Origin of the sequence: uncultured Gordonia sp. (genome assembly GCF_937858515.1) — a bacterium.
Lineage (GTDB): Bacteria > Actinomycetota > Actinomycetes > Mycobacteriales > Mycobacteriaceae > Gordonia.
This window is the reverse complement of sequence record NZ_CALLZT010000068.1, coordinates 17825-39419: the sequence shown is the minus strand read 5'-3', so window position 1 is coordinate 39419 and position 21595 is coordinate 17825. Positions and strand designations below refer to the sequence as shown.

Sequence of the window (21595 nt, the reverse complement as noted above, 5' to 3'; positions counted from 1 at the left end):
TGCAGCGTTCGTTCCTCGGTCAGGTGATGACCGTGCGCGAATGCCCCACCTGCCATGGCGTGGGCGAGGTGATCTCCGATCCGTGCGGCAAGTGCGGCGGCGATGGGCGCGTCAAGTCACGGCGCACGATGACCGTCAAGATCCCGGCGGGTGTCGAGGCCGGGATGCAGGTGCGGCTCAGCGGCCAGGGTGAGGTCGGGCCCGGTGGCGGTCCTGCCGGCGACCTGTACGTCGAGATCGCCGAGAAGCGTCACGACGTGTTCGTCCGTGACAAGGACGACCTGCACTGCACCATCACCGTCCCGATCGCCGACGCCGCGCTCGGCGGTGAGGTGACCGTCGAGTCGATCCTGGGTGATCCGGTGACGATCACCATCCCGCAGGGCACCCAGCCCGGCCACGTGATCAAGGTGCGCGGGCAGGGTATGCCGCATCTGAACACCGGGGTCCGGGGCATGCTGCACGCACACCTGGACGTGGTGGTGCCCACCAAGCTCGATGCGGCCCAGACTGTGGCGCTGCGCGATTTTCAGGCGCTCAGTGCCACCGGCCCGGCCGTTGTCGACGCATCGGTGGCCACGGCACCGGGCGGGTTCTTCTCACGCCTGCGCAACGCGTTCGCGACCCGCTGACCTGATGGGCGCACCACTGTTCTGGGTGGAGTCGGTGCCGTCGGCGGGTGCGGAGGTGCTGGTGAGCGGGCCCGAGGGCAGGCATGCCGTGACCGTGGTGCGGGTACGCCCCGGCGAGATCATCCGCATCGGCGACGGCCGCGGATCGGTCGCGGACTGCGAGGTCACCGAGGTCGCCGGCAAGGACAAATTGCGGGCGAAGGTCCGTACGTTCACCTTCACCGACCGGCCGCGTCCGGCGGTGACCGTGGTGCAGGCCCTGCCCAAGGCCGAACGGTCCGAACTGGCCGTCGACCTGGCCACCCAGGCCGGCGCCGACCGCATCGTGCCGTGGCAGGCCGCCCGGTGCGTGTCCCGTTGGACCGGCAAGTCCGACAAGGGCATCCGGAAGTGGGAGCAGGCCGCCGAGGCGGCTGCCAAGCAGGCGCGCCGGGCGTGGGTTCCGGAGATCACGGCTTTGGCCGGCACCACCGATGTGCGGTTCCGGTGCGCCGCCGCGATGGCCGCCGGCGGGGTTGTCGCGGTGCTGCACGAGGAGGCGGGCACCGGCTTTGCGACGCTGCCGCTCGCGGATGCGAAGGAGATCGTGCTGGTCATCGGGCCTGAAGGCGGCATCGACGACAACGAGCTGGCCGATCTGACGGCGCTCGGCGCGACCGCCGTTCAGCTCGGCCCCGAGGTGCTGCGCACGGCCACCGCCGCCGCAGTCGCACTCGGCGCGATCGGTGTCATGACCCAGCGATGGTCCCGATGAACGCCCAGCGGGTACCGGTCAACCGGGTGAAGGTGGCCTACGGTGACTCGCCGTCGAACTTCGGACACATCTACCACGCCGCCGGAACCGGCGCAGACGAGCGGCGCATGCGCCCCATCGTGCTGATCCACGGCGGATACTGGTCCGCCGAATTCTCGCTGACGATCCAGTCCGCGATCGCCCGGCAGTACGCCGAACTCGGGGCCCTGGTGTGGAGCATCGAATACCGGCGCGTGGGCGAGCCGGGCGGTGGCTGGCCGGGCACCGGACGCGATGCCGTCGCCGCGATCAAGGCCCTCGATGACCTGGTGCCCGAGGCCCTCGACCCACTGGTGGCCGGCCGTGTCGACTGGTCGCAGGTCGCGGTGGTGGGGCACTCGGCGGGTGGTCAGCTCGCGGTGTGGTCGACGGCGCAGCTTCGCGCCCGGACCCGGAACACCACGATCAGTACCGTCGTCGCCCAGTCGGCCGCGCTGAACCTGGAGGCCGCGGCCCGCAGCGGCAGCGAGTCGGTGCTCGCCCTCGTCGGCAGGCCCTACGAGGAGGCGCCGCACCTGTACCGAGAGGCGTCGCCGTGGGCGCAGGAACCGTTCGACGCGCATGTGGTGGCCATCCACGCCGCCGACGACACGACGATTCCGCCGATCGTGAGTCGCCGCTATGTGGACCGGATGACCGAGCGCGGGCAGTCCGCCGAACTGGTGGAGGTGCCGGACGAGGGGCACAGTGCGTTCTGCGACCCGCGCAGCCGCGCGAACCGCGAAACCGCCCGTGTGCTCGGTATCTGAGCGCGCCGATATCGAGTCCGGGTTGTCCGTCGATGCGGGTTAGACTGGCCTTCACCGATGCCGTGTAGTTCAAGGAGTGATTCAGTACGTGAGTGACGACAACCCCGATTCGTCCGGACGCACCGGTCGGCCGTCTGCGGTCACGTCAACCACCGAAATAGCTCCCGACGTGGTTTTCGCACTGCTCGGTACCAACGATGCGAACCTCCGCGCACTCGAGAAGCTGCTGCCCGCCGACATCCATGTGCGCGGCAACCGGGTGACGCTCAGCGGGGCTCCCGAGGATGTGGCCGGTTCCGAGCGGGTGCTGACCGAACTGCTCGACCTGGTTCGCCGCGGCACCCCGCTGACCCCGGACCTGGTGCGCAGCAGCGTGTCGATGCTGTCGCAGAACACCGGTGATTCGCCCGCCGAGGTGCTCTCGCTCGACATCCTGTCTCGGCGCGGCAAGACGATCCGCCCCAAGACGCTCAATCAGAAGCACTACGTCGACGCCATCGACAAACACACCATCGTGTTCGGGCTGGGCCCGGCCGGTACCGGCAAGACTTACCTGGCGATGGCCAAGGCCGTGCAGGCGCTGCAGTCCAAAGAGGTCACCCGCATCATCCTGACCCGGCCCGCCGTCGAGGCCGGCGAACGTCTCGGTTTCCTGCCAGGCACCCTCAGCGAGAAGATCGACCCCTATCTGCGGCCGCTGTACGACGCGCTGCACGACATGATGGACCCGGAGAACATCCCCAAACTGATGGAGGCCGGAGTGATCGAGGTGGCCCCGCTGGCGTTCATGCGCGGGCGCACCCTCAACGATTCGTTCATCATCCTCGACGAGGCGCAGAACACCACCGGCGAGCAGATGAAGATGTTTCTGACCCGGCTCGGATTCGGTTCCAAGATCGTCGTCACCGGCGACATCAGCCAGGTCGACCTGCCGGGGGCGTCGCAGAGCGGGCTGGCCGCGGCCACCCGCATCCTCGACGGCATCGACGACATCCATTTCGCGCAACTCACCAGCGCCGACGTCGTGCGGCACCGGCTGGTCGCCGATATCGTCGACGCCTACGGTCGGGCCGAGTCGCAACTGTCGGGCAACCGCGCCGAGCGGCGCGCCACGGCCCAAGGACGGCGCTCATGACCATCGAATTCGCCAATGAATCAGGGGTCGAGGTCCCCGATCAGCTGATCCTGGACGCGGCCCGGTTCGCGATCGCCGCCCTCGACGTCAACCCGGCCGCCGAACTGTCGGTGCTGTGCGTGGACCTGGACACGATGGCCGACATGCACGTGCAGTGGATGGACCTGCCCGGACCCACCGACGTGATGAGCTTCCCGATGGACGAACTCGTGCCCGGCAGCAGGCCGGACAGTTCCGAGCCGGGTCCGGCGCTGCTCGGCGACATCGTACTGTGTCCGGAGTTCGCGGCGCGGCAGGCCAAGGAGGCCAGGCACTCGTTCGAGCACGAATTGTCCGTGCTCACTGTCCACGGCGTGCTGCACCTGCTGGGCTACGACCACGCCGAACCCGACGAGGAACGCGAGATGTTCGGTCTGCAGGCCAAGATCATCGATGAGTTCTATGCCGAGCGACATCGAGTCGCACAGCGTGCCCGGCAGTCCGCGAAGGACGACCGGTTGCTCGACAACATCGGGTTCACCGGTGGCGCGGGCGTCGGCTCCGGTCCGGTACCCGGCGGCGAGGACGCGCGGTGAAGACTCCCCACGACCTGTGGCTGGTCGTCGCCGCGGTGGTCGCCATGGGTGTGGGGGGATTGTTCGCCGCGATCGACGCCGCGGTGTCGACAGTCTCCGCCGCCCGGGTCGAGGACCTGGTCAAGGACAGGCGGGCGGGCGCAGCGCGGCTGGAGAAGATTCTCGAAGCCCGTGGTGTCTATGTGGGTCTGGCCGTCCTGCTGCGCGTGGCGTGCGAAACCACCGCCATTGCCCTGATCGCGGTGGTGCTCACCGATTCGGGTCTGGGCGTCGGCTGGGGCCTGCTGGTGACGGTGGCCGCGATGGCGGTCATCTCGTACGTGGCCGTCGGGGTGGGTCCGCGGACGTTGGGCCGCCAGCACGCCTACTCGTTGTCGCTCGCGTCGGCGTTTCTATTGCAGATTCTCGGTGTGCTGTTCACGCCGATCACTCGGCTGCTGATCCTGGTCGGTAACGCGCTTACTCCGGGCAAGGGCTTCCGCAACGGTCCCTTCGCGACGGAGGTGGAGTTGCGTGAGGTGGTCGACCTGGCCGAGGCGAGCGGGGTGGTGGCGGCCGGTGAACGCAAGATGATCCAGTCGGTGTTCGATCTCGGTGACACCAACGCGCGTGAGGTGATGGTGCCGCGTCCGGAGATGATTTGGATCGAGGCCGACAAGACGATTACGCAGGCCGCGAATCTCGCTGTGCGATCAGGACATTCACGCATACCGGTGATCGGGGAGAATCCGGACGACATTCTGGGTGTGCTCTATCTGAAGGACGTCGTCGCGCATGCGCTCGGTGCCGGTGACGGTCCGATGAGTGTGCGCCCGGGCGATCAGTTCGTTCCGGCGTCCACCATGCCGGTGTCCGAGCTGATGCGGCCCGCCGAGTTCATCCCGGACTCCAAACCGCTGGACAAGGTGCTCGCCGACATGCAGCGCACCCGCAACCACATGGCGCTGCTGGTGGACGAGTACGGCGGCATCGCGGGCCTGGTCACCATCGAGGACGTGCTGGAGGAGATCGTCGGTGAGATCACCGACGAGTACGACACCGACGAGGTGGCTCCGGTCGAGGAACTCGGTGACGGCGTTTACCGGGTGTCGGCGCGTCTGCCCGTCGAGGATCTCGGCGAGTTGTTCGACCTCGACATCGATGACGACGAGGTGGAGACCGTCGGTGGCCTGGTCGGTCTGCGGCTCGGGCGGGTGCCGCTACCCGGCGCGGAGGTGGAGGCTGAAGGTCTGCTGCTCATTGCTGAGGGTGGCCCGAATCATCAAGGAAGACAACGGATCACTACGGTTCTCGTGCGGCGGGTGCGGCTTCCCGAAGAGGTCGGCGATCACGGTGAGGGCGCCGATTCCGGTGACGGCCATCCTTCCGCGAAGGAATCTCACAGCAAGGAATCTCGATGAGTGCACCCGTCCCGGAGGACGACAAACTGATCGTGCTCGCCCGGGGTGCGCTGGCGCGCGCCGAGACCACTTCGGGCGCCGCGGTGCGTGACGGCGACGGCCGGACCTACGCCGGTGCGCCCGTGGCGACGTCCGCGCTCACACTCACCGCGTTGCAGGTGGCGGCGGCGACGGCGCTGTCGAGCGGTGCGCAGTCGTTCGAGGCCGCCGTGATCGTCGGCGGTGCGGACGACGATCCGGGGCTGGACCTCGTCGCCGAGATCAGTCGCGGCGCGTACACGCTGATCACCGATCTGAAGGGGGCCGTCGTGTCGAAGGTTGTGGCCCGATGAGCGGCAAGACGACGACGGGGGAGTTCCGTTCCGGCTTCATCTGTTTCGTCGGCAGGCCCAACACCGGCAAGTCCACGCTCACCAACGCGCTCGTCGGTGAGAAGATCGCCATCACGTCGAACCGGCCGCAGACCACGCGGCACACGATCCGCGGCATCGTCAACCGCGACGACGCCCAACTCATCCTCGTGGACACACCCGGCCTGCACCGGCCGCGCACGTTGCTCGGTCAGCGCCTCAATGATCTTGTGCGCGACACCTATTCGGAGGTCGACGTGATCGGGGTGTGCATCCCCGCCGATGAGCCGATCGGTCCCGGCGACCGCTGGATCGTCAAACAGGTCCGTGAGATGGCTCCGCGCACAACGGTTCTCGGCGTGGTCACCAAGATCGACCGAGTCACTCCCGACAGGGTCGGCGCGCAGCTCATCGCGTTGGCCGACCTGCTCGGCCCCGACAGCGAGGTGGTACCGGTGTCGGCGAAGTCGGGCAAACAGCTCGACGTGCTCGCCGATCTGCTGGTCTCCCTCGTCGAACCCGGGCCCGCGTTCTACCCCGATGGCGAACTGACCGACGAACCCGAACAGGTCCTGATGGCCGAGTTCATCCGCGAGGCCGCGCTCGAGGGGGTGCGTGATGAACTGCCGCACTCGCTGGCCGTGGTGATCGAAGAGGTCATCGACCGGGAGGACCGCCGCGACGATCAACCGCCGATGGTGGACGTGCACGCGATCCTGTACGTCGAACGCGACAGCCAGAAGGGCATCATCATCGGCAAGAAGGGTGCCCGGCTCAAAGAAGTGGGCACGGCCGCACGGACGCAGATCGAAAAGCTGCTGGGCACCAAGGTGTACCTGGACCTGCACGTCAAGGTGGCCAAGGACTGGCAACGCGACCCCAAACAGCTGCGGCGCATGGGATTCTGACCCGTGCGGATCTACCGGGATGAAGCGGTGGTCCTGCGCCGGCACAAGCTGGGGGAGGCCGACCTCATCATCACGATGCTCACCCGCGAACACGGACTGGTCCGGGCCGTCGCCAAGGGGGTGCGGCGGACCCGGTCCAAGTTCGGGGCGCGTCTGGAACCGTTCGCGCACGTGGATCTGCACCTGTACCCGGGACGCAATCTGGACACCATCACCCAGGCGCACACGTTGCACGCGTTCTGCGACGTGATCGCCGCCGACTACGGCCGGTACACGACGGGCTGCGCTATCGTCGAGACCGCCGAACGGCTTGCCGGTGAGGAGCGTGCCCCGGCCGCCCGGTTGCACCAGCTGACGGTGGGAGCGCTGACGGCGCTGGCCGAGGACCGGCGGCCGCGCGAACTGATCCTCGACGCATTTCTGCTGCGGGCGATGTCGTACGCCGGCTGGATGCCATCGCTCAGTGAGTGCGCCCGGTGTGGGCGTCCGGGACCGCACCGGGCCTTTCACGTCGCCGCCGGTGGGGCGGTCTGCGTACTGTGCCGTCCGCCAGGCGCCGCGACACCGTCGCCCGGTGTGCTGGAGCTGATGGACGCGCTGTACCGGGGCGAATGGGGGGCAATCGACTCGGTGAGCGACTCGGTGAGCCGTCAGGCGAGCGGACTGACCGCCGCGCACCTGCAGTGGCATCTGGAGCGGCAGCTGCGAACCCTGCCGCTGATCGAACGGTCGGCGCCGCATAGTGTGGGCGCTGAGCCGTCCTAAACCCCACCGATACGGGTCGGCACGTCAATAATTGCGATTGTGACGGCTATTGGTGGGGTTTGTGACGGGTGCACACCGAGAGGAGCCGATGGAGATGGCGTTGCGTCCGGGTCGGCGGGTGGCCGGGCCCGTCACACAGGTTCGTCCGCCCGATCCACATCCGAGCGGTGCCGTCGCGCCGGCGATCCCGGCCGAGTTCGTGCCCCGGCATGTCGCGCTCGTCATGGACGGTAACGGCCGCTGGGCCCAGGACCGCGGATTGCCGCGCACCGAAGGGCACAAACGCGGCGAGGCCGTGCTCATGGATGCGGTGTGCGGCTGTATCGAGTTGGGGGTGGGATGGCTGTCGGCGTACGCCTTCTCGACGGAGAACTGGTCGCGCAGCCCGGACGAGGTGAAGTTCCTGATGGGCTTCAACCGGGACGTGATCCGCCGCCGCCGCGACGAGATGAACGAGATGGGCGTGCGGGTGCGGTGGGCCGGGCGCCGGCCTCGGTTGTGGCGCAGCGTCATCCGCGAGCTCGAGGTGGCCGAGGAACTGACCAAGGACAACACCGTGATGACGCTGACGATGTGCGTCAACTACGGTGGGCGCGCTGAAATTGCTGATGCGGCAAGGGAAATCGCCCGGCGTGCGGCGCGCGGCGAGATCGATCCGGAACGGATCACCGAGGCATCGTTCGCAAAATATCTCGACGAGCCCGACATGCCGGATGTCGACCTGTTCCTGCGGCCGTCCGGGGAGCAGCGGATCTCCAACTTCCTGCTGTGGCAGTCGGCGTACGCCGAAATGGTGTACCAGGAGAAGCTGTTTCCCGACTTCGACCGGCGCGACCTGTGGGCCGCATGCCTGGAGTACGCCGAACGCGACCGTCGTTTCGGGGGTGTGAAGAAATGACCGGCCCGGAGGCAGCGGATCTGATGAACCGGATCGCCGGGATCGTCGGGCAACTCGGCGATGTGGTGAGCGCCGACGACGAGTCGGTGGTGCTGACAGTAGGCGGCACCCGGGCATCGCTGCGGGCGCTTTCGCTCGCACCGGGCCTGGACGTCGTGAGCGTGATTCAGCTGGTAGCCGACCGGGTCACCAACTCCGAGGCGCTGCGGGACATGGTCGAAACGGCCGATGCACGACTCGGTTTCGGGTCGTTGCGGCGCTCCGACTTCGACAAACCCATCACCGATGTCCTGCTGTATTACACGTTCCCGGCCGGGACTCTCGACGACGACGCGTTGCTGACCTTGCTGCACATCGTGTTGTCCTCGGGTGCGGACCTCGGCGAGACGTTGGGTTAGGGATCTACCGTTCGCCGCAAGAGGCCCTCACTGTTGAGTGCAAGAGGCCCTCACTGTTGAGTGCAAGAGGTACAGTGGCCGAACACCTCGACCGTGTGGTTGATGCCGGTGAACCCGTGCTCGGCGGCCACCCGCGCGGCCCACTCCTCGACGGGTTCGGCCTGCAGTTCGACGGTGGTGCCGCAGGATCGGCACACCAGGTGATGGTGGTGGCCTGCCGAGCAGTGTCGATAGCGGGTCTCACCCGATCCGTCCCACAGCGCGTCGATCTGTCCGCTCTGGCTCAGTGCCTGCAGATTCCGGTAGACGGTGGTCAGGCCGATCGATTCGCCGCGCCGCTTGAGCTGGTCGTGCAGTTCCTGCGCGGACAGGAAGTCGTCGGAGGCGGCGAGGGCGTCGGCGATCGCGGCCCGCTGGCGGGTGGAGCGGACACCGGTGACCGGGCCCGATTTGGTGTCGTCGGGAGCGCTCACTCGTGGGTCCGAACGCTCGCGGTCTGCCCGGTCGCACCGTCGGGAGTGTCATGCGGTTCGGATGCGTGGATGAGGGCGTCGGTGACGATGTGGGCGACGTGATCGTCGACGAGTTCGTACATGATCTCGCGGCCGTTGCGCCGGCCGCGGACCACACCGGCGTCCTTGAGGACCCGCAGGTGCTGGCTGACCAGGGGCTGGCTGAGTCCGAGTTCGCCGACCAGTTCGTGCACGCATTTGAACCCGGTCCGAAGGGACAGCACGATCCCGATCCGGGTGGGCGATGCCAGAGCGCGCAGCAGTTCACTCGCCGCCTCGCGTGCGGGCAGGTCGTCCGGGGTTGCCGCAGTGCTCATCGCCTATCCTTCCGGGCTGCTCGGGCTGGGCTGCGACCAGTTTAAAGGAAATGGTTTTCATCCGGGACGGCGCAGGTGGGGGCCGGAGAATCGGGCGGTACCCTGTATGGGTTGCCGTTCAACCCACTACTCATCGGAGATCAGTTAACCGTGGCCCCGCAGTCGAAAGTCGATGCCGTCGTCAATCTCGCCAAACGCCGGGGCCTGGTGTACCCGTGCGGTGAGATCTACGGCGGAACACGCTCTGCCTGGGACTACGGCCCGCTGGGGGTGGAGATCAAGGAGAACATCAAGCGGCAGTGGTGGCGGTCGATGGTGACCGGCCGCGAGGACGTCGTCGGCCTGGATTCGTCGGTGATCCTGCCGCGCCAGGTGTGGGTGGCCTCCGGGCATGTCGCGGTGTTCAACGATCCGCTCGTCGAATGCCTGAGTTGTCACAAGCGGCACCGGCAGGATCATCTGCAGGAGGCGTACGCCGAGAAGAAGGGCATCGATGATCCGGAGTCGGTGCCGATGTCGGAGATCGTGTGTCCCGACTGCGGCAACAAGGGGCAATGGACCGAGCCACGCGACTTCAACATGATGCTCAAGACCTACCTCGGCCCGATCGAGACCGAAGAGGGTCTGCACTACCTGCGGCCCGAGACCGCGCAGGGCATCTTCGTCAATTTCAAGAACGTGATGACCACCGCCCGCAAGAAGCCTCCGTTCGGAATCGCCCAGATCGGCAAGAGTTTCCGCAACGAGATCACCCCGGGCAACTTCATCTTCCGCACCCGCGAGTTCGAGCAGATGGAGATGGAATTCTTCGTCAAACCCGGCGACGACGAACAATGGCATCAGTACTGGATCGACCAGCGTCTCAACTGGTACGTCGAACTCGGTATCGATCCCGAGAATCTGCGGTTGTTCGAACATCCGAAGGAAAAGCTGTCGCACTACGCCAAGCGGACCGTCGACGTCGAGTACAAGTTCGGTTTCGCGGGCAATCCGTGGGGCGAGCTCGAAGGGGTTGCCAACCGCACCGACTTCGATCTGTCCACCCATTCCGAGCATTCCGGCGAGGACCTGTCGTTCTTCGACCAGGCTTCGGGTGATCGGTACACGCCGTACGTTATCGAGCCGGCGGCCGGCCTGACGCGTTCGCTGATGGCCTTCCTGTGCGACGCGTTGGTGGAGGAGGAGGTGCCCAACGCCAAGGGCGGCACCGACACCCGCACCGTGCTCAAGCTCGATCGGCGCCTCGCACCGATCAAGGCCGCGGTCCTGCCGCTCTCGCGCAACGAAAAGCTCTCGCCCAAGGCCCGTGATCTGGCCGCCGAACTGCGCAAGCACTGGAACGTCGAATTCGACGACGCGCAGGGCATCGGCAAGCGTTACCGCCGCCAGGACGAGATCGGCACACCGTTCTGCGTGACCGTCGACTTCGACACCCTCGATGATCAGGCCGTCACCGTCCGCGAGCGCGACACCATGAGCCAGGAGCGCGTTGCCCTCGACAAGGTCGTCGAGTACCTCGGTGGCAAGCTCGTCGGAGCGTGAGCCCGCGCGGCTGCCCGGCGACTGTCCTTGTGGATCGTTGAGTCGCCGTGACCAGCCGTGTTCTGTCATAGTTGACCCAGCAATTTCCTGTTCCTGATGCAGGTGTTGCGGGGGACAAGGGGTCCATGGTGCCCGCGACGCAGTGAGAGTGAGTGAGTTATGGCCGAGAGCGGCAAGGTTGTCCATTACGACGCGAACCGGGGATTCGGGTTCCTCGCGCCCGACTCGGGCGGTGCCGATGTGTTCCTGCACATCAACGACATCGACATCGATGAAGGTCTGCTCAAGCCCGGCGCCAAGGTGTCGTTCGACGTCGAGGACACCGACCGCGGGTCCAAGGCCACCAACGTGGCGGTGACCGAACCGGCCGCCGACGACGGTGCGGGTGCCCGCGCCCATCGTCGCGAGGATCGGGACGGTGGTGGTCATCGCGGCAATGACCGCAACCACGATCGCGGACACGACAGGGGCCATGACCGCGGACACGACAGGGGACCGCGACGTGGTCGTGGCGGGCCGGGTGCGCTCGACGCCGCCGCCTTCTCCGAGGAGATCACCGAACTGCTCCTTGATTCGGCCGACGACCTGACCGCCGCGCAGATCGTGGCGATCCGCCGCCGGATGACCGACTTCGCGGTTGCGCGCGGCTGGGTGAACGACTGACCGCAGGGGACACCCGGCCGGGCGTGAACGCGGCCATGGATACTGGGGGCATGGTTAATCCGGCTCTCGCGCCCGGCGCCCCGGCAACCGCCTTCTACGGTGAGGAAGCCGTCGAACGGATCGTCCCGGAGGCGGCCAAGGTGGCAAGCCTTCCGGGTACCCGCACCGACCACCGCAGCGACTACGCGCGCGATCGTGCCCGAGTCCTGCACTGTGCCGCGCTGCGTCGCCTCGCCGACAAATCCCAGGTGGTCGGACCACGGGAGGGCGACACACCCAGGACGCGGCTCACCCACTCGCTGGAGGTCGGGCAGATCGGCCGGGGCATCGCGATCGGCCTCGGCTGCGAACCCGACCTCGTAGAACTCGCCGGCCTCGCCCACGACATCGGGCATCCGCCGTACGGACACAACGGCGAACGCGCACTGAACACGTTCGCCGCCGACCACGGCGGATTCGAGGGCAACGCGCAGAACCTGCGGATCCTGAGCAGGCTCGAACCGAAGATCGTGTACGCCGACGGTTCCAGCGCCGGCCTCAACCTCACCCGGGCCTCGCTCGACGCCACGCTGAAGTATCCGTGGACCCGGCGCCCGCCCAAGGTCAAGTTCGGTGCCTACGACGACGACAAGCACATCCTCGACTGGATTCGCCGCGACGCGCCCGGCGACAAGAAGTGCCTTGAAGCGCAGGTGATGGACTGGTCCGACGACGTCGCCTACTCGGTCCACGACCTTGAGGACGGGGTGATCGCCAACCGCATCGACCTGCGGACGCTGGCCGATCCGAGTGATCGGCGTGCCCTCGCCGAGATCGGGATGATGGAGTTCGACGGACTCGACGAGAACGCCCTCATCGACGCATCGGAGCGGCTGTCGAAGATGGACATCGTCAAGGCCGCCGGCGCATTCGACGGCACCCTCGACGCCTCTGTTGCGCTCAAGCGGCTCACGAGCGAACTGATCGGCCGGTTCGCGTCGGCGGCCATCGAAGGCACCCGGGCCGCGGTGGACAGGCGGCCGGTGAGCCGCTACGACGCCGACCTCGTCGTCGACCCGCTGGTCGCAGCCGAGGTGGCGACGCTGAAAACCCTTGCGCTGCGCTACATCTTCTCCAATGAGCGCCATCGTGCCAATCAGGCGCGCCAGCGCGAGCGGATCCACCGGGTGGCCGAATGGCTCACGGCCGCCGCGCCCGGTGGTCTCGACCCGATCCTGGTCCCGATGTGGGAGGCGGCCGAGAACGACACCGCGCGGATGCGAGTGATCGTCGACCAGATCGCCTCCATGACCGAGAGTCGGCTGGAGCGCACCGACAAGCAGAACTCGGGCGCCCAGGCGCACTTGGGTTGATCGCGGGTGAGCTGTCGACTACCGCGTGTGCGAGATGTCGACGACAACCCGGATCGGTTTGGTCAGCGAGCTGATCCGGACGGCGGGGTTGTGTCCGTCGATGCCGACGAAGCCGGTCGCCTGGCCCTCGAATACGCTGGTCAGATACACCTGCCGGACCTGGTGGACGCCCGCGATCGGGTTGGGCCCCGAATAGGGCTTGACGCCGGTGTCCGCTGGATAGCCGAGTCCGGTGAGCTGTACCTCCAGGATGCTGCGGCCGTGGATGCTTACCGGTTTGCCGCTGCTCGGGCTCTTCGGATTCTTCGTGTAGGACGCGTACCAGCCGGGTGTACCTTTGCCCGCGAGGTCGAAGACGACGCGGTCGAATCCGGCGTGGTGACCGAAGCGCACGCCCGTCACGGTCAGCGCAGCTCTATTGGAAGCAGGCCGGGACGCCGGGACCACCTTCGCCGGAGTCGGTCCCGCGGCCAAGACGATGGCGCCGGTAGGCTGCGTCGAGCCTACCGGCGAACCATTCAAGTCCCCGCCGTCTGCGCTGTCACAACCGGCCATCAGCAGTGCGGTTGCGGTTCCGAGGGCGATCACCAGTCGCGTGTTGCTCATACATCCGGTATATGCCTGAATCGCCCGGCGCAACACGAGTGTCATTCGCCTGAATGATGTCACCGATGATGGTGCCGCCGGACTAATCGGTGTCGTGAGCCTGGTCGGTGTCGTTGGCCTGATCGAGGATGGCCTGCAGATACTCGCCCGGTAGCAGCCCGCCGGAGAAGTCCACGAGTCGTCCGATGGGTACCGACGACATCATCTTGGCCATATCGACGCCGAGAGCGGCACCCGACTGATCCTCGCCCTCATTTGCGGCATCCGCTCCGCCGGTGACACCGAACATGGCGTCGGTGATCGGCTTGATGCCTTCGGCCGCCGCGGGATCGGCCATCACCTCGCCGATGGTGGACTGCAGCGTAAGCGGTACCCGCACCACGTCGCCGGTGACGTCGACGGCCGCGGAGAGCCGGATATCGCGGCTCGACGATCCGACATGCACGGTGTACGAACCTGATTCGACCACCAACCGGTGAACTCTGGTGTCCCAGTACGCGATATCGTCGCGCGGGATGAACACCGACACCGGTACCGACTCGCCCGCCGCCACACCGACATTGGCGAAACCCTTCAGCTCGCGCGGCGGCCGCGACACCGACGACGTGGCGGCACCCAGGTACACCTGCACGATCTCACGGCCGTCGCGGGCACCGGAGTTGGTGAGCCGCAACGTGACCCGGATTCCGTCGGTCCCGGATTCGACGGCCAGATTGTCGTAGTCGAACGTTGTGTAGGAGAGCCCGTGTCCGAACGGGTAGGTGACGTCGAGGGCGCGGGCGTCGTACCAGCGGTAGCCGATGAACAGTCCTTCGCCGTAGACGACGTGGCCGTGTTCGCCGGGGAAGTGCAGGTACGCCGGGGTGTCCTCGATACGGCGGGGCAGGGTTTCGGTCAGTCGGCCCGAAGGATTGATGTCGCCGAACAGCACGTCGGCCAGGCCCGTACCGATCGCCTGCCCGAGGAGCGCGGCATCGAGGACCGCGGGTGCATCGATCACCGAGACGTGCAGCGCACCACCGTGACACAGGACGACGACGGTGCGCGGATTTGCCGCGAGCACCCGCACAGCCAGCGCGATCTGGTCGGCGGGCAGGTCGATGGTGGTGCGGTCGAATCCTTCGGACTCCTGACCCTCGCCGAGTCCGAGGAACAGGACCACGGTGTCGGCCGATTCGGCAAGGGCGATCGCCTCGTCGGCCAGCAGCGGTGCGGCATCCGGACCGGTGGTGTAGCCGGGTGCGAACGGGACCTCGCGGCCGGCACGGGCACGAATAGCATCGATCGGTGCGTCGACGCGGGTGGCGTTCACATGCGACGATCCACCGCCCTGGTAGCGGGGTTCGGCGGCCAGCGCGCCGATGACGGCAATGCCGTCGTCCGGGCCGAGCGGGAGCAGGTCGCCGTCGTTGCGCAGCAACACCACGGCCTGCGCAGCGATCTCCCGGGCCAGGCGGTGGTGGGCATCGAGATCGACGGCGCCGGAATCGGGTATGGCCGCGGCTGCGTCGCGGGCCTTGACCGCCAAGTCGATCACGCGGCCCGCGGAGACCAGCAGGTCGCCGGCCGCCAGCGTGCCATCGGCCACCGCGGCGGCGACCTTCGCGTCGCCGGGTTCGCCACCGAACGGCATCGTCAGGTCGAGTCCGGCGGCGACGGCACTCACCCGGTCGGCGACCGCACCCCAGTCGCTGACCACCAGGCCGTCGAAACCCCAGTCCTCGCGCAGGATCGTGGTCAGCAGTTCGCGGTTCTCGAACGCGTAGACGCCGTTGATCTTGTTGTACGAGCACATCACCGTCCAGGGCGCTGCGGTGCGCACCACGTGCCGGAAGGCGCGCAGGTACAACTCGTGCAGGCTGCGTTCATCGATGTCGGCGCTGACCCGCATGCGGTCGGCCTCTTGATTGTTGGCGGCGAAATGCTTGAGCGAGGTACCCACGCCGCGGGTCTGCACGCCGTCGACGAAGGCTGCGGCCATATGTCCGGTGAGCAGCGGGTCCTCGGAGAAGTACTCGAAGTTGCGGCCGCCGAGGGGAGAGCGTTTGAGGTTGATGCCGGGGCCGAGGACAACCGACACCCCTTGCGTGCGGGCCTCGTCGGCGATGGCGTTACCGGCCCGGCGCGCCAGGTCCGGGTTCCATGTCTGGGCCAGGGCGACCGCCGGTGGAAAGCAGGTGGCGGGCACGCTGCCGGAGACGCCGAGATGGTCGCTGGCGCCTTCCTGCTTGCGTAGTCCGTGCGGGCCGTCGGTCAGCATGATGGACGGGACACCGGCCACCGGCTTGGTGGTCCAGAAGTCCTGCCCGCTGGTCAGCTGGGCCTGTTGTTCGACGGTGAGATCGGCGGCGTTCGGGGTGTTATCGGACACGCGTACGACCGTAGCGTGTGGCATGGTCCGGTGGGTCGGGTTGGGTGCCGGTAGATCACCGGATCCGGGACACGATCGCGGCTCGGGGGCCGGGTCCTACAATGGGCGGCGTGCCTGGACGAATCCCCGATCGTGATATCGCCGCGATCCGTGAGCGGACACACATCGAGGAGATCGTCGGCGACTATGTGGCATTGCGGCGCGCCGGTGCCGACTCGATGAAGGGGCTGTGCCCGTTTCACGACGAGAAGTCTCCGTCTTTTCATGTGCGGCCGGGCCGCGGGTTGTTTCACTGCTTCGGCTGCGGCGAGGGCGGTGATGTCTTCTCTTTCCTGCAGAAGCAGGAGCACATCACGTTCGTGGAGGCCGTGGAACAGATGGCCGACAGGGTCGGTTACCGCATCAACTATGAGGGCGGCGGCACCGCCATCGCGGTCAACCGGGGTACGCGGGCCCGGCTGGTGGCCGCGAACACCGCGGCGCAGAAGTTCTATGCCGAACAGTTGCGGACCCCGGCTGCGCAGAAGGCGCGGGACTACCTGACCGAGCGTGACTTCGATGGCGTCGCGGCAGCGAGCTTCGGGTGTGGCTATGCCCCCGACGGCTGGGACACGATGACGAAAGCGTTGCTGTCGCAGGGTTTTACATTCAACGAGCTCAAGGACGCGGGGCTCTCGACCGAAGGGCGCAAAGGTCCGGTCGACAGATTCCGGCGCCGTCTGCTCTGGCCGATCCGCAATCTCGGCGGCGACGTAATCGGCTTCGGTGCCCGCAAATTGTTCGACGACGACAACCTCGGCAAGTACATGAACACGCCGGAAACCATGCTGTACAAGAAGTCTCAGGTGTTGTTCGGGCTCGACCACGCCAAGAAGAACATCGCCAAAGGCCATCAGGTGGTGATCGTCGAGGGTTACACCGATGTGATGGCGATGCATCTGGCGGGAGTGACCACCGCGGTCGCCTCCTGCGGCACCGCGTTCGGTGAGGAACACCTCGCGCTGATCCGGCGGCTGATGATGGACGACTCGTACTTCCGCGGCGAGGTCATCTACACCTTCGACGGCGATGACGCGGGAAAAGCGGCTGCGCTCAAGGCATTTGAAGGGGAACAGAGTATCTCGGGACAGACGTTCGTGGCCATCGCCCCCGACGGGACGGATCCGTGCGAGTTGCGTCAGCGCAGCGGCGACGGAGCCGTCCGCGACCTGATCGCGCGGCGGGTGCCGATGTTCGCGTTCGCCATCAAGGCGCTGCTGTCGGCGCACGACCTGGACACCGCCGAGGGCCGGGTACACGCACTGCGCGACGCCGTGCCGGTGGTGGCACGCATCAAGGACGTCAGTCTGCGTGACGAGTACGCCCGCCAGTTGTCGGGCTGGGTGGGCTGGGACGACGTCGCCCAGGTCCTGCGCAGGGTTCGTCAGGAGAGCGCCAAGCGCGGTGCGCCGGGCGGGCGTAAGGACCGGTCGGGGGTCCGCGGACGAGCGCCCGGTCCCGAACAGGCCACGATGCCGATGAGCGTGATGCCGCGACCGGACGACCCGAAGCTCTGGCCGCAGCGCGAAGGCCTCAAGGCCGCGCTGCAATACCCCGGCATTGCGGGAACCATCTTCGATTCACTACCCGAGGACTGCTTTACCGACCCCTCCTACGAGCGGATCCGCGCGGCGATCGCAGAATCGGGCGGTTGCGCGGCCGGACTCAGTGGCGTGCAGTGGACCGGCACCGTCACCCACCGCATCGACGACCCTGCGGTGGCGTCGTTGGTGACCGAGCTGGCCGTGGAATCGATGGCGGTCGAGGAGTCGGGGATCCCGCGGTACATCGCCAGCGTGCTCGCGCGGCTGCAGGAAGTGTGGGTGGGCGCCCAGATCGCCGATATCAAGTCACGGCTGCGGCGGATGGCACCGGGCGACGATCCGGACGGCTACAACGCGGTGTTCGGTGACCTCGTCGCCCTGGAGTCCTACCGCCGCAGCCTCCTGGAACAGGACTGAACCGCCGCCCGTGCGTGGCGGGCGGCGGCACAGAAGATCAGAACGCGCGGAAGGTGACCGGGGTCTTGGTGTCCTGGGTGCGGTCGGGCACACCGTGCGCCGACAGCGTACGGATCGAGCAGCGGTTCACCTTGCAGTTGATCTTGCCCGACACGGCCTTCACCTTGATTCGGGTGGTGAACTTGCCGCCACGGATCTCGTTGGGCTTGAGCCACTTGGTCTCACCGAACGAGCCCTGCTTGGTGGGGCCGTACTTGTTGTCCTGCGCCAGGCCGACATAGATACCGAAGTTCTTGCCGGAGAAGTTCTTACCGCTGACCGTGATCCACTCACCGTTCGGGTTGAGATTGCGGGTCTTGGACACGGTCACGCTCGCGTGAGGTGCGGCACCGGCCGGCGAATCGACGGCGGTGGTTCCGCCGAGTGTGATACCCGCGGCGAGAACCGCAGCGCCGGCCCGGCGTGCGGGAGTGAAGGAAGTGTGCATGTAGCGAAGGCTACGCTCACCGCTTCGGCGATTTCCACCCGTCCGGACGAACTCACAGCGCCAACGCCGGACTTGCCGGAGATGTGGAATACGGGGCGAGAGACGTCCTCGCCGACTACCGAGGATCGAATGACCACCCGCGTGGTCCCGAACGCCCGGCGGGCGACGAGGATGTCGTCACCGGCTGCTTACGCGGCCCGAGAGGACCGGATTCCCGGGCGAAGCTCCTCCGGAAACATCGGCCGATGGGGATCATTCGAGTTGTAGACGCAGCCCCCGGCATAGGTGTGTCGGCCTGGACACTGATCGGGGGTCGGGCGGACTTTGCCCCAGATGTGTCTGATCGGTGCGGTCATATTGCCTCCCTCCACAAGGAAACTGGTTGCCCGGGCGGGACATTCACCAGTCCTGTCAGTGTGCGGTGCTCCGCGACCCCTCGCTCGACGAGCCGGGTGATCTCACGCGCCGCCCCAAACTGAGGTATGGATCACAGGGGAGGGGGAGTACGTGCGAAGTCGTCGGCACCGCATCCGGTAGTGTGTCGATGCCTGGGGAGTTAGCTCAGTTGGTTAGAGCCGTCGACTCATAATCGATTGGTCGCGGGTTCAAGCCCCGCACTCCCCACCATCTACCAGGCAAAACGTCCCTTCCCTCGGTGTGAAAACCGGGGGAAGGGCACGTTTAAGGCACGAATATAGCGAGGAATCGGCCGGATTCGAGCGGACGGACCAGCGTCTACGCGCTGCGGCCCAGGTAGTTGTAGACCGACTGGCGGGTGATGCCGTACTCGCGGGCCAGCGCCGCTACCGACTCCCCCGCGGTGTGGCGAGCACGAAGTTCGGTGGCCTGCTGGTCGTCGAGGGTGGCCTTGCGGCCCTTGTACTTGCCGGCGGCCTTGGCGACCGCGATTCCCTCAGCTTGGCGTTCGCGGATCATGGCGAGTTCGAACTCGGCGACCGCACCGAGCATGGTCAGCAGCATCTTGTTCATGGGGTTGTCGTCGCCGGTGAACACCAGTCCTTGGGTGATGACTTCGACGCGTACACCGCGGCCGGTCAGGTCGGTGACGATGTGGCGTAGGTCGTCGACGTTGCGGCCCAGGCGGTCGAGGGAGTGCACCACCACGGTGTCACCGTCGCGGACGAAGCGCAGCATCTCGGCAAGCTGCGGTCGGTTGCGGTCCTTGCCGCTGGCCTTGTCGACGAACAGGCGATCGACGGTGATGCCGTCGAGCTGGCGCGCTTCGTTCTGGTCGACGGTGCTGACTCGCTTGTAGCCGATGCGGGTGCCGGTCATCGTGGGGTTCTCCTGCGGGTCGAGGTCTCGGGGTGAGGGAGTGCGACGGGCCGGGGGTGGTGGTTTCCCCCGGCCGGGGCCGGCTACCGGATGCGGTAGCCGGTGCCCAGTCCGTCGTTGATCTCGCGGAGTCGGGCGATGGCGTCGGCTGCGTCGACGGCCATGATCGAGGCGTCGTACTCGGAGCCGTTGACGGCGTCGGTGTAGGCGAGGCGGAAGTAGGTCAGCTTGGTGGTCATTCGGTGCTCCCTCAGTAGTGACTGTCAAAGTAGACTCTATGGCGTCTACTTGAATGTGTCAAACAATCCACTTTCCGGCCCTATTTTGCTGGGGCGATGGGTGTCGGCGAGGGTGTCAACTTGGGAATACCCCACATTGACACCGCGCGTGTTCGAACACCGCCTCGGCGACGGCACGCGCGCGGCTGCGGATCTCCCCCGGATGCTCGCCCCGTCCCGACCACCAACACCAGGCGGTCGAGGCATCGGCCGGCAACTGCACACGGATCGAGGGCGACGGCGTCACCGGGGCAGGTGGTCGAGGGTGCGGCCCGTGCGGGTGAGGGCGGGATCTTGAGGCGACTGCGGAAATTCCGCAGTCGGACGTGCGGCCCGTGCGGGTGAGGGCGGGATCCCGTTCGTTCGACTGGGGAAATTCCCCAGTCGGTGCGGCCCGTGCGGGTGAGGGCGGGATCAGGGAGCGGGGTGTCACCAATTGGTGACATCGGTGCGGCCCGTGCGGGTGAGGGCGGGATTGATGTGCAGTGGTTTCACTTGGGTGAGGTCCAGGCCCCAGGAAACACACACCACCGACACACGAAAGGTGCGACCGGGCGCAGATTTGCGCCCGGATACGACGATGCCCCGGCACCTGGTGTCCAACTTGGACACCGAAGGGGCCGGTCAGTCGTCGTGGTCGAGGTCGTCGAGGGTGAGCCCGGTTCGTATGCCGGCGATGAACGCGTGACCCTCGGGGGTGGTCGTCATGTCGTCGAGCGCGTCGAGCAACCTGGTCGGCTGGTCGGGTGCGTGTGCTGGTGTGGTCATCGGCTGGTCTCCTCGGCCGTCGTATTGAGTGGTAGTGGTTTGACGCGGCGCCCGGTGTTCGGTGGTAGTGGGTCGGTCGGCGGGTCCTGTCCTGAGTGGTAGTGGTCTGACTTTCGGCGCGTTGTGGGTTTCGGTCACAGGGTGTTTCGGGCGTTGTCGGCGGCTTCTCGTAGGCCGGTTCGTAGGTCGATGCCGGCGGTGTCGGCGACGTCGAGGATGGGGGCGAGCACACACCGCACCAGCAAGCTCAGGGCGGCGGCGCACAGGTAGCCGAACTCGTCCGGGTCGCGGGTGCCGTGCCAACGCTCCACCACCTTGTCGAGGGCATCGTCGTCACCGGCTTGCTCGGCGAGGTCGTACATGAACTTGGTGGCGTCGCCTTGCAGCTGGTCGACGTCGACGATGCCGGAGGGTTGGCCGTCGGTGTCGGTGATCACCACCAGGTCGGGCATGGTCTGTCCGGCGCCGTGCATGGTGATGTCGGTGCGGTGGCCGGTGGTGTCTTCGCTGTAGAGGGTGATGCCGTCGTGGCGTGCCCAGTAGGCGAGGACGTCGAGCATGTTGGGTGTGGTGTTGCCGGTGGCGGCCTCGTAGTGCTGGCGTCGCCGGATGCCGGCGGCTTGCACTGAGCCGGGTAGGTCGGTGGGGTCGCCGAATGTGTCGCACCCGAACAGCAGGCGCAGCGCGGCACGGTTGAGCTGGGGTTCGCCGTCGAGGTCGCGGATGATGGCGGGTTCGGGTTTGCGGTACGGGTTGGTCATGCTCAGGTTCTCCCTTGCTGTGGTGAAGGTCACGAAAAT

Annotated in this window: 24 protein-coding genes, 1 tRNA gene and 1 CRISPR repeat array; of the genes, 16 read left to right on the top strand and 9 right to left on the bottom strand. The window is 66.9% G+C overall.

The window, feature by feature from the left end; translation table 11 throughout:
* The 11 genes from Q0627_RS06160 to Q0627_RS06110 form a co-directional block, all read left to right on the top strand.
* The coding region (locus Q0627_RS06160; RefSeq protein WP_298808406.1) for a DnaJ C-terminal domain-containing protein at positions 1-632 on the top strand (632 nt) is incomplete at its 5' end.
* A gap of 4 nt (positions 633-636) precedes the next feature.
* Positions 637-1386, top strand: a complete 750-nt coding sequence (locus Q0627_RS06155) for a 16S rRNA (uracil(1498)-N(3))-methyltransferase (RefSeq protein ID WP_291016718.1) — start codon at positions 637-639, stop codon at positions 1384-1386.
* Positions 1383-2174 carry an alpha/beta hydrolase gene (locus Q0627_RS06150; protein WP_291016746.1) on the top strand — a complete coding sequence of 264 codons (792 nt, stop codon included), beginning with the start codon at positions 1383-1385 and terminating at the stop codon, positions 2172-2174. Before Q0627_RS06155 ends, Q0627_RS06150 begins: the two co-directional genes overlap by 4 nt.
* An 88-nt stretch (positions 2175-2262) precedes the next feature.
* On the top strand, positions 2263-3309 hold the full coding sequence (locus Q0627_RS06145) for a PhoH family protein (protein WP_298808400.1): 1047 nt from the start codon (positions 2263-2265) through the stop codon (positions 3307-3309).
* Positions 3306-3884: an rRNA maturation RNase YbeY gene (gene ybeY / locus Q0627_RS06140; protein WP_291016714.1), complete on the top strand. Its 579-nt coding sequence runs from the start codon at positions 3306-3308 to the stop codon at positions 3882-3884. Before Q0627_RS06145 ends, ybeY begins: the two co-directional genes overlap by 4 nt.
* 44 nt (positions 3885-3928) lie before the next feature.
* Positions 3929-5284, top strand: coding sequence for a hemolysin family protein (locus Q0627_RS06135; protein ID WP_291016743.1), 1356 nt, complete (start codon positions 3929-3931; stop codon positions 5282-5284).
* Positions 5281-5616, top strand: a complete 336-nt coding sequence (locus Q0627_RS06130) for a cytidine deaminase (protein ID WP_291016712.1) — start codon at positions 5281-5283, stop codon at positions 5614-5616. Before Q0627_RS06135 ends, Q0627_RS06130 begins: the two co-directional genes overlap by 4 nt.
* Positions 5613-6542, top strand: a complete 930-nt coding sequence (era, locus tag Q0627_RS06125; protein ID WP_291016710.1) for a GTPase Era — start codon at positions 5613-5615, stop codon at positions 6540-6542. Before Q0627_RS06130 ends, era begins: the two co-directional genes overlap by 4 nt.
* A 3-nt stretch (positions 6543-6545) precedes the next feature.
* Positions 6546-7307: a DNA repair protein RecO gene (recO, locus tag Q0627_RS06120; protein WP_291016709.1), complete on the top strand. Its 762-nt coding sequence runs from the start codon at positions 6546-6548 to the stop codon at positions 7305-7307.
* 94 nt (positions 7308-7401) lie between these two features.
* Positions 7402-8205 (top strand): isoprenyl transferase, encoded by an 804-nt coding sequence (locus Q0627_RS06115; protein ID WP_291016740.1) that lies wholly within the window; start codon positions 7402-7404, stop codon positions 8203-8205.
* On the top strand, positions 8202-8603 hold the full coding sequence (locus tag Q0627_RS06110; protein WP_291016706.1) for a hypothetical protein: 402 nt from the start codon (positions 8202-8204) through the stop codon (positions 8601-8603). Before Q0627_RS06115 ends, Q0627_RS06110 begins: the two co-directional genes overlap by 4 nt.
* A gap of 50 nt (positions 8604-8653) precedes the next feature.
* Here the strand turns inward: Q0627_RS06110 and Q0627_RS06105 are convergent, their stop codons facing one another.
* Together Q0627_RS06105 and Q0627_RS06100 are read right to left on the bottom strand one after the other, a co-directional pair.
* Positions 8654-9076, bottom strand: coding sequence for a Fur family transcriptional regulator (locus tag Q0627_RS06105; RefSeq protein WP_291016704.1), 423 nt, complete (start codon positions 9074-9076; stop codon positions 8654-8656).
* The gene (locus Q0627_RS06100; protein ID WP_291016702.1) at positions 9073-9432 is read right to left on the bottom strand and encodes a metalloregulator ArsR/SmtB family transcription factor; all 360 of its coding nucleotides are present in this window, start codon (positions 9430-9432) and stop codon (positions 9073-9075) included. Before Q0627_RS06100 ends, Q0627_RS06105 begins: the two co-directional genes overlap by 4 nt.
* A 150-nt stretch (positions 9433-9582) precedes the next feature.
* Here Q0627_RS06100 and Q0627_RS06095 point away from each other — a divergent pair, with 150 nt between their 5' ends.
* From Q0627_RS06095 to Q0627_RS06085, 3 genes are all read left to right on the top strand, one after another.
* Complete coding sequence (locus tag Q0627_RS06095) at positions 9583-10974, top strand: glycine--tRNA ligase (protein WP_291016699.1); 1392 nt, start codon at positions 9583-9585, stop codon at positions 10972-10974.
* Positions 10975-11133: 159 nt separating this feature from the next.
* Positions 11134-11637: a cold shock domain-containing protein gene (locus tag Q0627_RS06090; protein ID WP_291016696.1), complete on the top strand. Its 504-nt coding sequence runs from the start codon at positions 11134-11136 to the stop codon at positions 11635-11637.
* Positions 11638-11687: 50 nt separating this feature from the next.
* The gene (locus Q0627_RS06085; RefSeq protein ID WP_291016693.1) at positions 11688-12989 is read left to right on the top strand and encodes a deoxyguanosinetriphosphate triphosphohydrolase; all 1302 of its coding nucleotides are present in this window, start codon (positions 11688-11690) and stop codon (positions 12987-12989) included.
* A gap of 18 nt (positions 12990-13007) precedes the next feature.
* Here the strand turns inward: Q0627_RS06085 and Q0627_RS06080 are convergent, their stop codons facing one another.
* Together Q0627_RS06080 and Q0627_RS06075 are read right to left on the bottom strand one after the other, a co-directional pair.
* Entirely contained in the window at positions 13008-13595 is a 588-nt protein-coding gene (locus Q0627_RS06080) for a hypothetical protein (protein WP_291016691.1), read from the bottom strand.
* An 82-nt stretch (positions 13596-13677) separates the two neighbouring features.
* On the bottom strand, positions 13678-15966 hold the full coding sequence (locus Q0627_RS06075; protein WP_291016688.1) for a glycoside hydrolase family 3 C-terminal domain-containing protein: 2289 nt from the start codon (positions 15964-15966) through the stop codon (positions 13678-13680).
* A 110-nt stretch (positions 15967-16076) separates the two neighbouring features.
* Here Q0627_RS06075 and dnaG point away from each other — a divergent pair, with 110 nt between their 5' ends.
* Positions 16077-17966: a DNA primase gene (gene dnaG, locus Q0627_RS06070; RefSeq protein ID WP_298808381.1), complete on the top strand. Its 1890-nt coding sequence runs from the start codon at positions 16077-16079 to the stop codon at positions 17964-17966.
* 37 nt (positions 17967-18003) lie between these two features.
* On the opposite strand, the gene Q0627_RS06065 is transcribed toward dnaG, so the two are convergent.
* Positions 18004-18453, bottom strand: a complete 450-nt coding sequence (locus Q0627_RS06065; protein ID WP_291012698.1) for a hypothetical protein — start codon at positions 18451-18453, stop codon at positions 18004-18006.
* A gap of 550 nt (positions 18454-19003) precedes the next feature.
* On the opposite strand from Q0627_RS06065, the gene Q0627_RS06060 reads away from it, so the two are divergent.
* A tRNA-Ile gene (locus Q0627_RS06060) sits at positions 19004-19080 on the top strand.
* Positions 19081-19188: 108 nt separating this feature from the next.
* Here the strand turns inward: Q0627_RS06060 and Q0627_RS06055 are convergent.
* The 4 genes from Q0627_RS06055 to Q0627_RS06040 form a co-directional block, all read right to left on the bottom strand.
* Complete coding sequence (locus Q0627_RS06055; RefSeq protein ID WP_291012701.1) at positions 19189-19749, bottom strand: recombinase family protein; 561 nt, start codon at positions 19747-19749, stop codon at positions 19189-19191.
* An 83-nt stretch (positions 19750-19832) separates the two neighbouring features.
* Positions 19833-19988 (bottom strand): hypothetical protein, encoded by a 156-nt coding sequence (locus Q0627_RS06050; protein WP_291012703.1) that lies wholly within the window; start codon positions 19986-19988, stop codon positions 19833-19835.
* Positions 19989-20291: 303 nt separating this feature from the next.
* Positions 20292-20504: a CRISPR direct-repeat array (repeat unit 29 nt; unit sequence GTGCGGCCCGTGCGGGTGAGGGCGGGATC).
* A 147-nt stretch (positions 20505-20651) separates the two neighbouring features.
* A complete protein-coding gene (locus Q0627_RS06045) occupies positions 20652-20795 on the bottom strand; it encodes a hypothetical protein (protein ID WP_291012705.1) in 144 nt (47 codons plus the stop codon).
* A gap of 134 nt (positions 20796-20929) precedes the next feature.
* Entirely contained in the window at positions 20930-21589 is a 660-nt protein-coding gene (locus Q0627_RS06040) for a hypothetical protein (RefSeq protein ID WP_291012707.1), read from the bottom strand.
* Between the last annotated feature and the right edge of the window lie 6 nt (positions 21590-21595).

Coding starts and splice junctions, on each gene's coding strand:
- Q0627_RS06155 (WP_291016718.1), top strand. CDS start 637: ATGGGCGCACCACTGTTCTGGGTGGAGTCGGTGCCGTCGGCGGGTGCG.
- Q0627_RS06150 (WP_291016746.1), top strand. CDS start 1,383: ATGAACGCCCAGCGGGTACCGGTCAACCGGGTGAAGGTGGCCTACGGT.
- ybeY (WP_291016714.1), top strand. CDS start 3,306: ATGACCATCGAATTCGCCAATGAATCAGGGGTCGAGGTCCCCGATCAG.
- Q0627_RS06135 (WP_291016743.1), top strand. CDS start 3,929: ATGGGTGTGGGGGGATTGTTCGCCGCGATCGACGCCGCGGTGTCGACA.
- Q0627_RS06130 (WP_291016712.1), top strand. CDS start 5,281: ATGAGTGCACCCGTCCCGGAGGACGACAAACTGATCGTGCTCGCCCGG.
- era (WP_291016710.1), top strand. CDS start 5,613: ATGAGCGGCAAGACGACGACGGGGGAGTTCCGTTCCGGCTTCATCTGT.
- Q0627_RS06115 (WP_291016740.1), top strand. CDS start 7,402: ATGGCGTTGCGTCCGGGTCGGCGGGTGGCCGGGCCCGTCACACAGGTT.
- Q0627_RS06110 (WP_291016706.1), top strand. CDS start 8,202: ATGACCGGCCCGGAGGCAGCGGATCTGATGAACCGGATCGCCGGGATC.
- Q0627_RS06100 (WP_291016702.1), bottom strand. CDS start 9,432: ATGAGCACTGCGGCAACCCCGGACGACCTGCCCGCACGCGAGGCGGCG.
- Q0627_RS06090 (WP_291016696.1), top strand. CDS start 11,134: ATGGCCGAGAGCGGCAAGGTTGTCCATTACGACGCGAACCGGGGATTC.
- Q0627_RS06085 (WP_291016693.1), top strand. CDS start 11,688: ATGGTTAATCCGGCTCTCGCGCCCGGCGCCCCGGCAACCGCCTTCTAC.
- Q0627_RS06080 (WP_291016691.1), bottom strand. CDS start 13,595: ATGAGCAACACGCGACTGGTGATCGCCCTCGGAACCGCAACCGCACTG.
- Q0627_RS06065 (WP_291012698.1), bottom strand. CDS start 18,453: ATGCACACTTCCTTCACTCCCGCACGCCGGGCCGGCGCTGCGGTTCTC.
- Q0627_RS06055 (WP_291012701.1), bottom strand. CDS start 19,749: ATGACCGGCACCCGCATCGGCTACAAGCGAGTCAGCACCGTCGACCAG.
- Q0627_RS06050 (WP_291012703.1), bottom strand. CDS start 19,988: ATGACCACCAAGCTGACCTACTTCCGCCTCGCCTACACCGACGCCGTC.
- Q0627_RS06045 (WP_291012705.1), bottom strand. CDS start 20,795: ATGACCACACCAGCACACGCACCCGACCAGCCGACCAGGTTGCTCGAC.